Raw genomic sequence first — 14,910 nt, 5'->3', positions numbered from 1 at the left:
GCCGAACAGCAGGCGCGCCACGCCCCGGTGGGGAACGCCGACGCCCTTGGGCGTGCCCGTCGAGCCCGACGTGTACGTGACGTAGGCCAGGTTGTCCGGCGCCAGGGGGACCCCCACGGGCTGGGCGGACTGGCGCGCGACGAGCGACCAGTCGGAGTCCAGGCACACCACGGGCCTTGAGCCCACGGGCAGCGAGGCCACCACCGCCTGCTGCGTGAGGACCGCGGCGAGGCCCGCGTCCTCGAACAGGAACGCGAGGCGCTGGGCCGGGTACGCCGGGTCGACCGGCACGTAGCAGCCACCGGCCTTGAGGACACCCATCAGGCCCACGAACAGCTCCAGGCTCCGGGTGACGCACATGCCGATGCGCGGCTCCGAGCCCAGGTTCAGCGACAGCAGGTGCCGGGCGAGCTGGTTGGAGCGCTCGTCGAGCTGCGCGTAGGTGAGGGTGCGGCCCTCGAACTCCACGGCCACGGCCTCGGGGTTGAGCCGGGCCTGCTCCGTGAAGAGCTGGTGGACCGTCGCCTCCGCCGGGTAGTCGGTGCGCGTGTCGTTCCAGGCCACCAGCACCTGCTGGCGCTCGGCCTCGCTCATCAGCGGCAGCTCGCTGAGCCGCAGCGTCGCGTCCTGTGCGACGCCCTGGAGCAGCCGCTGGAAGTACTCCGCCAGGCGCCGCGCGGTGGCCTCGGTGAACAGGTCCAGGCTGTACTCGAGCCGGCCCTCCAGCGCGCCGCCCTGGTCCATCAGGGACAGCGAGAGCTCGAACTGCGAGGTCTCCGAGGCGCTGGGCAGCAGCTCCACCCGCATGCCCGGCAGCGACGGCGGCTGCATGGGTGCGTTCTGGAGCACGAAGAGCGTCTGGAAGATGGGCGTCCGGGACAGGTCCCGCTCCCCGCCGAGCGACTCCACCAGCCTGTCAAAGGGGACATCCTCGTGGGAGAAGGCGCCCAGGGACTCCTCGCGCACACGCGAGAGGAGCTCGGTGAAGCTCGGGTCTCCGTCCAGCCGGGAGCGCACGGCCAGGGTGTTGACGAAGAAGCCGATGAGGCCCTCCAGCTCCGGCCGCGAACGGTGGGCCACGGGGGTGCCCACGCAGAAGTCCGTCTGCCCGGAGTAGCGGGCCAGCAGCGCCTGCCAGCCGGCCATCAGCACCATGTAGAGGGTGGCCCCCCGCGCCTGCGCCAGCGTCTCCAGCGAGGAGACCAGCTCCGCCGGGAGGGTCAGGAAGTGCGTGGCCCCGCGCGGAGTGCGCACGGCCGGACGCGCCAGGTCCGTGGGCAGCTCCAGCGCGGGAGCCCCCTGGAGCCGCGAGCGCCACCACTCCAACTGCTCCGTGAGGGCCTCGCCCTCGAGCACCTGCCGCTGCCATGCGGCGTAGTCCGCGTACTGCACGGGCAGGGCCGGCAGCGCGGCCTCGCGGCCCTGGAGTCGCGCCTCGTACAGCGCGGCCACCTCACGCACCAGCACACCCAGGGACCAGCCGTCCGAGACGATGTGGTGCTTCGTCATCAGCAGCGCGTGCGCCTGCGCGTCCGTGCGCAGCAGCACGGTGCGGAGCAGCGGGCCATTGGCGAGGTCGAACGGGCGGTTGGCCTCCTCGCCCATGCGCTTCGTCAGGGCGGCGTCGCGCGTGGACGCGTCCAGGGTGCGCAGGTCTTCCACGGGCAGCAGCCACTCCGCGGGAGCCGCGTGAATGCGCTGCGTGGGCTGGCCCTCATGGACGCCGAAGGTGGTGCGGAGCACCTCGTGCCGGCGGACGATCTCCGTGAAGGTCCACCGCAGCGTCTCCACGTCCAGCGGTCCCGTCAGCCGCAGGGCGACCGTCACGTTGTAGACGGCCTGACCCGGCTGGAGCTGCTCCAGGAACCACAGGCGCTGCTGCGCGAACGACAGCGGCAGTGCCGCCTCGCGAGACACGGGCACCAGCGGCGGCAGCTCCACGCGCGCCGCGTGCGGCAGGAGCTCCTCCAGGTGCTGCGCGAGCTGCGAGACGGTGGGCGCCTCGAAGACGGCGCGCAGGGACACGTCCACCTTGAACTGCGCACGCACCCGGGTGACGAGCTGCGTGGCCAGCAGCGAGTGGCCGCCGAGTTCGAAGAAGTCGTCGTGCGGACCGACGCGCTCCACGTTGAGCACTTCGCGGAACAGCGCCACCAGTTGCTGCTGGAGCAGCGGCAGCGAGCCGATGTCCACCGCCTCCGCGGACTTCGAAGACAGGTCCGGCCTGGGCAGGGCCCTGCGGTCCACCTTGCCGTTGGGCGACAGGGGCAGCGCCTCCAGGGCCACGAAGGCCGAAGGCACCATGTACTCCGGCAGGCGACGGCGTGCGTGCTCACGCAGCGCGGCCGTATCCACGTCAGCGGGCGTCACATACGCCACCACCCGCTTGTCGCCGGGCACGTCCTCGCGCACCACAGCGACTGCCTCGCTCACGCCCGGCAGCGTCCGCAGCGCCGACTCCACCTCGCCCAGCTCGATGCGGAAGCCACGCACCTTCACCTGCGAGTCGCGGCGGCCGAAGAACTCCAGCGTGCCATCCTCGCGCCAGCAGGCGATGTCGCCGGTGCGGTACAGGCGCGCTCCGGCCTCGGTGCTGAAGGGGTTGGGAACGAAGCGCTCGGCGGTGAGGGCCGGCTGTCCCAGGTAGCCCCAGGCCAGGCCGTCGCCGCCGATGAACAGCTCGCCGGGCACGCCCACGGGGACGGGCTGGCCACCCGCGTCCAGCAGGTACACCTGGGTGTTGGCGATGGGCCGACCGATGGAGACGGACGTGCCCACCTGCGAGGCGTCCTCCAGCACGTGGCACGCGGTGAAGGTGGTGCCTTCCGTCGGGCCATAGCCGTTGATGAGCCGGCCCCCGCGCGCCAGCCGCTCACGCACGCGGCCCACCGGCAGCACGTCGCCACCGGCCAGCAGCTGCTCCACCCCGTCCAGCGCGGGCAGGTGCGAAGCGGCCAGCTGGTCGAAGAGGGCGGCCGTCAGCCACAGCGTGGTGATGCGGCGCGAGGCGATGAAGGAGGCCAGCTCCTCCAGCGAAGGCGTGCGCTGGGGGAAGAGCACCAGCCGCGAGCCATGCAGCAGCGCGCCCCAGATTTCGAAGGTGGAGGCGTCGAAGGAACTGGGGGCGAACTGGAGGAAGGAGTGCTGAGGCCCGAAGGAGGCGAAGGACGTACCGCACACCAGCCGGACGATGGCGCGGTGGGGGACGCACACGCCCTTGGGCCGTCCGGTGGAGCCGGAGGTGAACATGACGTAGGCCAGCGACTCGGCGCTGACGGACGCGTCCAGAGCGGAGGTGGACTGGCGGGCAATGGCCCTCTCGTCGCCGTCGACGCTGACGAGCATGAGGCCCTGGGCCGGCAGCTCATCGGCCAGGGCGTCGGAGGTGACAAGGACGGCGGCGCCCGACTCGGCGAGCATGAAGGACAGCCGCTCGGCGGGGTAGGCGGGGTCCAGCGGGAGGTAGGCGGCGCCAGTCTTGAGGATGGCCAGGGTGGCGACGACCAGGTCCAGCGAGCGGCCCAGGCACAGGGCGACGATGGAGCCGGGAGAGACACCGCAGGCGCGCAGGTGGTGAGCGAGCTGGTTGGAGCGCTCGTCGAGCTGACGGTAGGTGAGAGAGCCCTCCTCGGCCTCCAGTGCGAGGGCTTCGGGCGTACGCGCGGCCTGCTGGGAGAAGAGCTGGTGGACGGACGCGTCGCGCGGGTAGGGCACACCGGTGGCGTTGAAGTCGGCCACCACGCGCTGCCGCTCCCCGGCCGACAGCATCGTCAGCTCGGACAGCGTCTGATGGGCGCCGCCCACGAGTGCGGCGATGAGCCCACGCCAGTGCTCCAGCAGCCGCTCCACGGTGCCGCGATCGAAGCGCCGGGTCTCGAAGTGCAGCTTGAGGTGGAGCTGCTCCCCAGGGAGCACGACGGCCGTGAGCGCGTAGTGGGGACGCTCGACGGAACGGACGTCGTCCACTTGCAGGTGACGCGCCCGCTCCTTCAGGGAGACATCGAGCGGGTAGTTCTCGAAGACGAAGTGGCTGTCGAAGAGCGGCGTGCCACGCGGGACGCTGCTCCAGCCCTGGACCTGGACGAGCGGCGTGTATTCGAGCTGCCGCATCTCGGCCTGGGCGGCCTGGAGCGATTGGAGCCACGGCAGGACGCGCTCGGAGTCCGCGAGTCGGACGCGCACGGGCAGCGAGTTGATGAACAGGCCGACCATGGACTCGACGCCGGGCAGCTCGGGAGGACGGCCGGCCACGGTGATGCCGAAGACGACATCGGACTCGCCGCTGTAGCGGGCCAGCAGCAGGGCCCAGGCGGCCTGGACGACGGTCGTGGGCGTGAGCTGGTGCTGGCGCGCGAACGCCTGGAGCGCCGAGGTGGACTCGGCGGACAGCCAGAGGTCGCGCTCGTCCTGCGCATGCTCGGCCGTGGACAGCGCGGTGCTCCGGCCATCCGCGACGGGCATGGGCGTGGGCGCGGAGAAGCCCTCCAGCGCCTTGCGCCACCAGGCCTCGGCGCGAGCCAGGTCCTGGCGCTTCAGCCAGCCAAGGTAGTCGCGGAACGCCGGAGGCCGCGGGAGCCGGGACGCCGTGCCCTGGGTGAAGGCATCGTAGAAGGCGAAGAGGTCCTGAAGGAGCAGGCCCACGCTCCAGCCATCCAGCAGCAGGTGGTGGAAGCTCCAGACGACCTTCCAGGACGTGTCACCGACGCGCATCATCGCCAGCCGCATCAGCGGGGCGCGGGTCAGGTCGAAGCCCCGTGCGCGGTCCTCGCGCAGGAAGGACTCCAGCTGCGCCTGCTGCGCGGCCGTGTCGTGCGCACGCCAGTCCAGGAGCTGCCACGGCAGCTCCGCGTTCGACTGCACCACCTGGAGCGGCTCGGGGAGCCCCTCCCACAGGAACGCGGTGCGGAGGACGGCGTTGCGCTCCACCACCGCGTTCCATGCGCGGTGGAAGGCGTCCACGTCCAGCTGCGAGTGGATCGTCCAGTGGATCTGGTTGAAGTAGGTGCCGGCGTCCGGCGACATCAGGGCGAGGAACAACATGCCCTGCTGCATCGGGGACAGCGGGTAGAGGTCCTCCAGCCCGGGGTGGCGCCGCAGGGCCCATGCGAGCGAGGAGGCGTCCAGCCGGGCCAGGGGGAAGTCGGAGGGCGTGAAGCGGCGGCTGTCCTCGGAGTGACGCTGCTCCACCAGCGAGCGCAGAGCCCGAGCGAAGCCCTGGGCGAGCGACTCCACCGTCTCACGCGAGTGCAGGGCCTCGCTGTAGTGCCACTTCACCTCGAGCTCGCCACCGAGCACCATGCCGCTCACTTCGATCAGGTGGCGGCGCTCGCCCTGTGCGCTCACGGGCGCACCGCCGGACTCGGGGGCCAGCGTGAAGGCCGCGCCTTTGCCCACGGCGTCGAACTGGCCGAGGTAGTTGAAGAGGATCTGGGCCTGGGGCAGGGCGCGCAGGCGCTCGGAGGTCTCCGCGTTCAGGTAGTGCAGCAGGCCGTGGCCGAGGCCGCGCGTGGGCATCCGGCGCACGGTGTCGCGGTTGGCGCGCAGCGCGTCGCCCAGGCTCAGGCCGTCGCCCGGAGCCTTGAGGCGCACCGGGAGAAGCGTGGTGAACCAGCCGAGGGTGCGCGACAGGTCCACGCCGTCGAAGGCGTGCTCACGGCCGTGGCTCTCGAGCTCGACCAGGAGCTGCGACTGACCGGACCACTGGCCCAGGGACTGCGCCAGCGCGGTGAGCAGCACGTCGTTGATGTGGGCGCGCCAGGCGGAGGGCGTCTCCTGGAGCAGGAGCCGGGTCTCCTCGGCGCTCAGGCGCACCGAGACGGTGCGCGCCGAGGCCACGGTGTTCTGGCCCTCGGGCCGGTCCACGGGAAGGGGCTGGCTCGGGCCCGCGCCTTCAAGCCACACGTCCAGCTCCCCCGCGAGCGCCGGTGAGACGGCATGCGCGGAGAGCTGCTCGGCCCAGGCCTTGTAGGACGTGGTCTTCGCGGGGAGGGACGGCTGGTGTCCGGCGAGGACCGCCTTGCAGGCGGCATCGAGGTCCTCCAGGAGGATGCGCCAGGAGACACCGTCGATGACCAGGTGGTGCGCCACGACCAGCAGCCGCTGGGGCGCGTGGGTGCCCAGGTCGAAGAGCGCCACGCGCAGCAGCAGCCCCTCGTCGAGGCGGAAAGACGCCTGGAGGCGCGAGGCCTCGGCCTCGAGCGCGGCGCGCTGTTCATCCTCGGGCAGCGAGGACAGGTCGAAGCGCCGCAGGCGCAGGGGCTGGGGCGCGGCGACGGACTGGCGCCACTCACCGTGCTCGGAGCGCTCGAAGCTCAGGCGGAGGGCGTCGTGGTGCTCGACGAGCAGGTTGAGGGCCCGCTCTAGCTGGGTGGGGTCCGGCCGCTGGTGGAGCGAGAGGAGGACGTGCTGGTTGAAGTGGTGGGGCTCGGGCAGCCGCCAGTCGAAGAACCAGTGCTGGATGGGGGTGAGCGGCACAGCGCCGGTGACGAGGCCCTGCTCGTCGCGGGAGACCTGGGCATGGGCGGCCAGCGGGGCCAGCTCGGCGATGGTCTGGTGCTGGAACAGATGCTGCGGGCTGAGCTGCAGGCCGGCCTGACGGGCGCGGGCGATGACCTGGAGGCTGATGATGGAGTCGCCGCCCAGGTCGAAGAAGTTGTCATGGATGCCGACCTGCTCGCGGCGCAGCACCTGCGCCCAGATGGACGCGAGCGTCTGCTCCACCGCGTTGCGGGGGGCGGTGAAGGTGGTGCCGGGCACCTCGCGAGCCCCGTCCGGAGAGGGCAGGGCCTTGCGGTCCACCTTGCCGTTGGAGGACAGGGGCAGCGCGTCCATCGGGACGAAGACGGCCGGCAGCATGTACTCGGGCAGGTGCTGCTTGAGGAAGGCGCGCAGCGCGGCCGGCTCGGGGAGCACGGCGTCCTCGCGGGCAGTGGCGTAGGCGACCAGGCGCTTGTCGCCGGGCACGTCCTCGCGCACCACCACGACCACCTCGCGCACGGCGGAGTGGCGAGCGATGGCCGCTTCGACCTCGCCCAGCTCGATGCGGAAGCCACGCACCTTCACCTGCGAGTCACGGCGGCCGAAGAACTCCAGCGTGCCGTCTTCCTTCCACCGAGCGATGTCACCGGTGCGGTAGAGCCGCTCACCCGGAGTGGTGCTCAGCGGGTGCGGGACGAACTTCTCGGCCGTCAGCTCGGGACGGCGCAGGTAGCCCCAGGCCAGGCCGTCGCCGCCGATGAACAGCTCGCCCGGCACGCCCACCGGCACCGGCTGCAGCTGCTCGTCCAGCAGGTACACCTGGGTGTTGGCGATGGGCCGGCCGATAGAGACAGACGTGCCCACCTGGGAGACGTCTTGCAGCACGTGGCACGCGGTGAAGGTGGTGCCTTCCGTCGGGCCATAGCCATTGATGAGCCGGCCCCCGCGCGCCAGCCGCTCGCGCACGCGGCCCACCGGCAGCACGTCACCACCGGCCAGCAGTTGCTCCACTCCGTCCAGCGCGGGCAGGTGCGAAGCGGCCAGCTGGTCGAAGAGGGCGGCCGTCAGCCACAGCGTGGTGATGCGGCGCGAGGCGATGAAGGAGGCCAGCTCCTCCAGCGAAGGCGTGCGCTGGGGGTAGAGCACCAGCCGGGCGCCATGCAGCAGCGCTCCCCAGATTTCGAAGGTGGAGGCGTCGAAGGAGCTGGGGGCGAACTGGAGGAAGGAGTGCTGGGGCCCGAAGGAGGCGAAGGAGGTGCCGCACACCAGGCGGACGATGGCGCGGTGGGGGACGCACACGCCCTTGGGCCGTCCGGTGGAGCCGGAGGTGAACATGACGTAGGCGAGCGACTCGGCGCTGACGTACGCGTCCAGGGAGGAGGAGGGCTGACGGGCAATGCCCTTCTCGTCGCCGTCGACGCTGACGAGCATGAGGCTCTGGGCCGGCAGCTCATCGGCGAGGGCGTCGGAGGTGACGAGGACGGCGGCGCCCGACTCGGCGAGCATGAAGGACAGCCGCTCGGCGGGGTAGGCGGGGTCCAGCGGGAGGTAGGCGGCACCGGCCTTGAGGATGGCCAGGGTGGCGACGACCAAATCCAGCGAGCGGCCCAGGCACAGGGCGACGATGGAGCCGGGAGAGACACCGCACGCGCGCAGGTGGTGAGCGAGCTGGTTGGAGCGCTCCTCCAGCTGACGGTAGGTGAGAGAGCCCTCCTCGGCCTCCAGTGCGAGGGCTTCGGGCGTACGCGCGGCCTGCTGGGAGAAGAGCTGGTGGACGGAGGCGTCGCGCGGGTAGGGCACACCGGTGGCGTTGAAGTCGGCCACCACGCGCTGCCGCTCTCCGGCCGACAGCATCGTCAGCTCGGACAGGGGGAGCTGGGGCCGGGCGACGGCGTTCTCGAGCAGAGTGCGCAGGTGGCCGAAGAGACGGGCCACCGTGCTGGCGTCGAACAGGTCGGTGTTGAAGTCCAGCGGCCCCGCGAAGCCTTCCGGCGTGTCCGTGAAGGTCAGCGTCAGGTCGAACTTCGCCGTGCGCTCCTCGGGCAGCACGCGCAGGGTGAGCCCTGGCAGTGCCAGCTCGGGCATGGGCGCGTTCTGGAGGACGAGCATCGCCTGGAACAGCGGCGAGCGGCTCGCATCGCGCTCGGGCTGGAGCTCCTCGACGAGCTTCTCGAACGGGAGGTCCTGGTGCTGGTACGCGCCCAGCGTGGTCTCCCGCACGCGGCCGAGCATCTCACGGAAGGTCGGATTGCCGTCCACGCGCGTGCGGAGCACCAGCGTGTTGACGAAGCAGCCAATCAGCCCCTCCACCTCGGCACGATTGCGGCCGGCGATGGGCGTACCCACGGACACGTCGTCCTGGCCCGCATGGCGCGCGAGGACCACCTGGTAGGCGGCCAGCAGCACCATGAAGGGGGTGACACCCTCCTGCCGCGCCAGCGCCTTGACGGAGTCGGAGAGCCCGCGCGGCAGCAGCACGGGCAGGTGCGAGCCACGGTAGGTCTGCACCGGCGGACGCGGCCTGTCGGTGGGCAGCTCCAGCACTCGCGGCGCGCCTTCCAGGTGCTGCCGCCACCAGCCGAGCTGTCGCTCCAGCACGTCACCCTGGAGCCACTCGCGCTGCCACACCGCGTAGTCGGTGTACTCCAGCGCGGGCTCCGGCAGCGCCGCGGCCTGGCCAGAGGTGAAGGCCACATACAGTGCCGCCAGCTCCTGGACGATGAGCCCCAGCGACCAGCCGTCGGAGACGATGTGGTGCATCGTCAGCAGCAGCACGTACGACGGGTCTTCCAGGTGGAGCAGCGTGGCGCGAACCAGCGGGCCGTGCCCCAGGTCGAAGGACCGCAGCGCCTCCTCATGGGCCTGCTTCCGCCACGCGGTCTCGCGGGCGTCAGCGGACAGCGAGCGGAGGTCCACCGTCTCGATACGCAGCGACGCCTCGGGCAGCACCTGCTGCACGGGGCCCTGGTCGCCCATCGTGAAGACGGTCCGCAGCGCCGGGTGCCGGCGCAGGATGTCCTGGAGGCTGCGCTCCAGCGCCGCCACGTCCAGCTGGCCCTCCAGCCGCACCGCCGCGGGGATGTTGTAGAGGCCCGTGCCCGAGCCGAGCTGCTCCAGGAACCACAGGCGCTGCTGCGCGAACGACAGCGGCACCGGCCCGCTCAGCTGCCTCGGCCGCGGGCCCGGCTCACTCCCAGCAGGCTGCTGGGACGTGGACGCCTCCAGCCGGCTCGCCAGGAGCGCCACCGTCGGGCACTCGAAGAAGGCGCGCAAGGACAGCTCCACGCGGAGCGCCTCGCGGACGCGCGAAAGGGCCTGGGTCGCCAGCAGCGAGTGACCACCCAGGTTGAAGAAGTTGTCATGGACGCCGACGCGCTCCACCTGAAGCAGCTCGGCCCAGATGCCGGCCAGCACCTCCTGCAGCGGGGTGCTCGGGGCGACGTACTCCCGCTCGTCTCCGGGCTGTCCGCCCTCCGGCGCGGGCAGCGCCTTCCGGTCCACCTTGCCGCTGGGACCGAGCGGTAGCGCCGGCATCACGACGAAGGCAGCGGGCACCATGTACTCGGGCAGCCCCCGCTGGAGGGCGCCGCGCAGCGTGCCCGTGTCGAGCACCTGCCCGTCGTGCGCCACCACATAGGCCACGAGGCGCAGGTTGCCGGGCGAGTCCTCGCGCGCGACGACCACCGTGTCGCGCACGCCGGGCTGCCGCAGCAGGGTGTTCTCGATCTCCCCCAGCTCGATGCGGAAGCCGCGCACCTTCACCTGGAAGTCGATGCGGCCCACGTACTCCAGCGTCCCATCCGGGAGCCACCGGACCAGGTCACCCGTGCGGTACAGGCGCGCGCCGGGGACGCCGGAGAAGGCGTCCGGAAGGAAGCGCTCGGCGGTGAGGTCCGGCCGTCCCAGGTAGCCACGCGTCATGCCGTCACCGGCGATGAACAGCTCGCCCACCGCGCCCTGCAGCGCGGGCTGGCCGTACGCGTCCAGCACGTACATCCGCATGTTGGCGATGGGCGCGCCAATGGGGATGGTGGTCGTGGCCGCATCCACGGCCCCCACCGCATGCGTGGTCGACCAGACGGTGGTCTCCGTCGGACCGTACATGTTGGTGAGTGTGGTGGAGGGCAGTGCGGCGTGCACCTGCGAGGCCAGCGCCACCGTCATCGCCTCACCGCCGACGAGCAGGTGTTGCAGCCCCGTCAGGCCCGGGAGGGCCTCGGGGGTCAGCACCATGCCGCGCACGAAGGACGGCGTGCACTGCAGGTGGGTGATGGCGTGGCGGCGCAGCACCTCGGGCAGCGGGAGCGCGGTGCCCTCGCGCGCGGCGGCGCGCTCGTCATGCAGCACGACGTGGTAGCCCCGCGCGAGCGCCCAGAGGAGCTCCAGCACGTGGATGTCGAAGGAGATCGAGGTGACGGCCAGCCACGTGCCGGGCACGGGGCCCAGCATCGAGTCCATGCCACCGAAGTAGTTGGCGACGCCGCCATGCGGCACCATGACGCCCTTGGGGCGCCCGGTGCTGCCCGACGTGTAGATGACGTAGGCGAGGTTCTCCGCGAGTGAGGCGCCGGCCGCGCGCGCGCCCTCGCCATCCGCCACGTCGTCGAGCAGCAGGACCTGGACACCCTCGGTGGAGACGGTGCCCAGCAGCTGGCGCGAGGTGACGAGGACGGACGCGCCGGAGTCCTGGAGCATGTACGCCAGGCGCTCGGCCGGATAGTCCGGGTCGAGCGGAACGTAGGCGCCACCCGCGTGGAGGATGGCCAGCATGGCGGCGACCATGTCGGGCGAGCGCCCGAGGCACAGCCCCACGCGCACGTCCGGGCCCACGCCTCGCGACTGGAGCACGCCGGACAGGCGCAGCACCCGCTGATGGAGCTGGCGGTAGGAGACCCGCATGTCACCAAAAGACAGCGCCGTCGCGTCCGGAGTCCGTGCCACCTGGGCCTCGAACTGCTGGTGGATGCAGGACGCGTCGTAGGGGCGAGCGTTGTCGTTCCACGCGAGCAGCACCCGCTGGCGCTCGACGTCGCTCAGCAGGGACAGGCTGCCCAGCTTCTGGCCGGGGTGCGCCAGGAGGGACTGGAGGGCCACCGCCAGCGTGCCCACCATGCGCTCGGCGGTGGAGGCCTCGAACAGGTCCGTGCAGTACTCCAGCGTGCCCACCAGCCCGTCGGCGGTCTCCGCCAGCGCCAGCGTCAGGTCGAACTTGGAGGTGCGGCCCTCCACGTCCAGCGGGCGCAGCGCCAGCCCGGGGAGCCGCAGCGACGGCACCACGTCCGGCTGCAGCGCGAGCATCACCTGGAACAGCGGCGAGCGGCTCAGGTCGCGCTCGGGCTGCAGCTCCTCGACGAGCTTCTCGAAGGGAACGTCCTGGTGCGCATAGGCGCCCAGGGTGGTCTCCTTCACGCGGGCCAGCAGCTCGCGGAAGGTGAGCTTGCCGTCCACGCGCGTGCGCACGATGAGCGTGTTGACGAAGAAGCCGATCAGCCCCTCCAGCTCACGGCGGCCGCGGCCGGCGATGGGCGTGCCCACCGACACGTCGTCCTGGCCCGAGTAGCGGGCCAGCATCACCTGGAGTCCCGCCACCAGCACCATGAAGGGGGTGACGCCCTCGTCGCGGCAGAGCGCCTTCATGGCGTCCACCAGCGCCCGGGGCAGGCGCACCGGAACGGTGGCGCCGCGGAACGACTGCACGGCCGGACGCGGCTTGTCGGTGGGCAGCTCCAGCGCCCGAGGCGCTCCCGCCAGCTGCTTCCGCCACCATGCGAGCTGCGAGTCGAGCACCGCGCCCTGCAGCCACTGCCGCTGCCACACCGCGTAGTCCGCGTACTGCACGGGCAGCTCGGGCAGCGGGGACGGCTTGCCGGAAGCGAAGGCCTCGTACAGCGCGGCCACCTCGCGCACCAGCACGCCCATGGACCAGCCGTCCGACACGACGTGGTGCAGCGTCACCAGCAGCACGTGCCGCCGCGCCTCCAGCCGCAGCAGGGTGGCCCGGGCCAGCGGGCCGTGCTCCAGGTCGAAGGGCCGCTGCGCCTCTTCGGTGGCGAGCCGCAGCGCGTGCGCCTGCCGCTCCTCCGCCGGCACCGCCTCCAGGTCCACCACCCGCAGGCGCAGCGCGTCTCCGGGCGCGAACACCTGGACGGGCTGGCCACGCTCACTCCGGAACGTCGTCCTCAGCGCTTCGTGCCGCCGGACGACCTCCGAGAGCCCGCGCTCCAGGGCCTGCAGGTCCAGCGCGCCCTCCAGCTCGATGGCGGCGGGGATGTTGTAGAGGGGGCTGCCCGGCTCGAGCTGATCCAGGAACCACAGTCGCTGCTGCGCGAAGGAGGCCGGGGCCTCGCCCTCGTGCTTCACGCGGGAGATGGCGCCCCGGGACGACGGGACGGCCTTCGCCTTCAGGTCGAGCAGCTCCCGGGCCAGCGCATTCACGCCAGGGCCGCGCAGCAGCAGCTCCATGGGCACGGCCACGCCCAGCGCGCGCTCCAGCTCGTGCGCCAGCTCCACCGCCGCCAGCGAGTCCAGGCCCAGACGGGTGATGGGCGCGTCCAGGTCCACCTCGTCGCGCCGCACCCGCAGCCGCAGGCTCAGCACGTCCGCCAGCCAGCCCGCGAGCGCCTCGGGAGTGGAGGGCGCCTGCTCGGACGGCGTGGGCACGGGGCTCCCCTCCGACGCGTCCTTCGACTCGCCGGGGGTGCCACCCACCTGCCAGCGCGCCACCTCGCGCAGCTCCCCGGTGCGCAGGGCGGCGCGCGTCGCCTGGCGCTGGATCTTCCCGCTGGACGTCTTGGGGATGCTGCCGGGCTCGATGAGCACCAGCGTGTGGAGCTGCACCTCGTGCAGCTCGGCGAGCCGCTGGCGGACCTGGCCCACCACCTCGTCCATCGAGGTGAGCCGGCGGGAGTCCACCTCCTGCACCACCGTGAGCTGCTCCTCGCCCTCGACGTCCACGGAGAACGCCGCGACGCAGCCCGGCCGCAGCGCCGGGTGGCTGCGCTCCACCGTCAGCTCCAGGTCCTGCGGGTAGTGGTTGCGCCCGCGCAGGATGATGAGGTCCTTGCGCCGGCCGGTGACGAACAGCTCACCGTCCTCCCGCAGGAAGCCCAGGTCTCCGGTGCGCAGGAAGGGGCCTTCGCCCGTGGCCGTGAGGGCGCCGAACGTCGCCGCGGACTCCTCCGGGCGGCGCCAGTAGCCCCGCGCCACGCTGGGGCCTCGCAGCCAGATTTCTCCCACCTCGCCCGGGGCGCAGGGCCGCAGCGACTCGGGATGAACGACGAGGAGCTGCTGATCCGTCAGGTTGCCACCGCAGCCCACCAGCAGGCGGGCCCCGCTCTCACCGGGGGCGGCGAGCTCGGCCCGGCCCTGCTCCAGCGCGGCGGCGCGCACCGTGCTCTCGCGCGTCCCCGTTCCCTTCTGTCCACCCGAGGAGATGAGCGTACCCTCGGCCAGGCCGTAGCACGCGTAGAAGGACTCGGGGCGGAACCCGCTGGGGGCGAATGCTTCCGTGAAGCGGTCCAGCGTCTCCTTGCGGATGGGCTCCGCGCCGCAGAAGGCCACTTCCCAGCGGCTCAGGTCCAGCGTCTGCCGCTCCTCCGGCGACACCTTGCGCACGCACAGGTCGAAGGCGAAGTTGGGGCCACCGCTGATGGTGCCGCCGAAGCGGGACATCGCCTCCAGCCACAGCAGGGGCCGCTTGAGGAAGCTCAGCGGCGACATCAGCGCCGTGTGGAAGCCGTGATACAGCGGCGCGAGGATGCCGCCGATGAGCCCCATGTCGTGGTAGGGCGGCAACCAGATGACTCCCACGCTGTCGTCCCGCGTCTGGAATGACTGGGTGATGAGCCCCAGGTTGTGAACCAGGTTCGCGTGCGACAGCATCACGCCCTTGGGCGTGCCCGTGGAGCCCGACGTGTACTGGAGGAACGCCAGCGAGTCCGGGCCCACGTCCGGCTCACGCCACGCGCGCTCACCGCCCGCGGGCAGCTCGTCCGTCGCCAGCCACGCCAGCGCGCGGAAGTCCGGGGCCTGCTCGAAGAGGAACTCCGACATCGACAGGATGAAGGACGTGGTGAGCACCACCGTCGCCTCGGCGTCCTGGATGATGGCGCGCAGACGGGGCAGGGTGCGCTCCAGCCGCATCGGGTCCGGCGGATACGCGGGCACCGCGATGGCCCCCGCATAGAGGCAGCCGAAGAAGCCGGCCACGTACTCCAGCCCCGGCGGATACAGCAGCAGCACCCGCTGCCCCTGCGCACCGCGAGCCTGGAGCTCGGCGGCGATGCGACATGCGCGCTCGTGCAACTGCGCCGCGCTCAGCGTCGTTTCTTCGCCTTCGGACTCGCCGAGGAACGTGTATTGCCGCTCGTGGGCCTTCGTTCCGGTGGCGCGCTGGAGGAGGACGTCGTTGAGGGTTCGAGATGTCTGGGGCAT

1 protein-coding gene (cut by a window edge) is annotated in these 14,910 nt (G+C 71.9%); it reads right to left on the bottom strand.

The window, feature by feature from the left end:
- Nucleotides 1–14,910: the 5' portion of a non-ribosomal peptide synthase/polyketide synthase gene (locus tag LXT23_RS33440; RefSeq protein ID WP_253984442.1), read on the bottom strand. Its footprint begins 38,313 nt before the window's first position; the window shows 14,910 of its 53,223 coding nt (coding positions 1–14,910); it begins with the start codon at nucleotides 14,908–14,910; the stop codon falls past the left edge of the window.

Source organism: Pyxidicoccus xibeiensis (genome assembly GCF_024198175.1).
GTDB classification, from domain to species: domain Bacteria; phylum Myxococcota; class Myxococcia; order Myxococcales; family Myxococcaceae; genus Myxococcus; species Myxococcus xibeiensis.
Note: the sequence above shows the minus strand (reverse complement) of the source record. Positions and strands in the feature narration are given on the sequence as shown.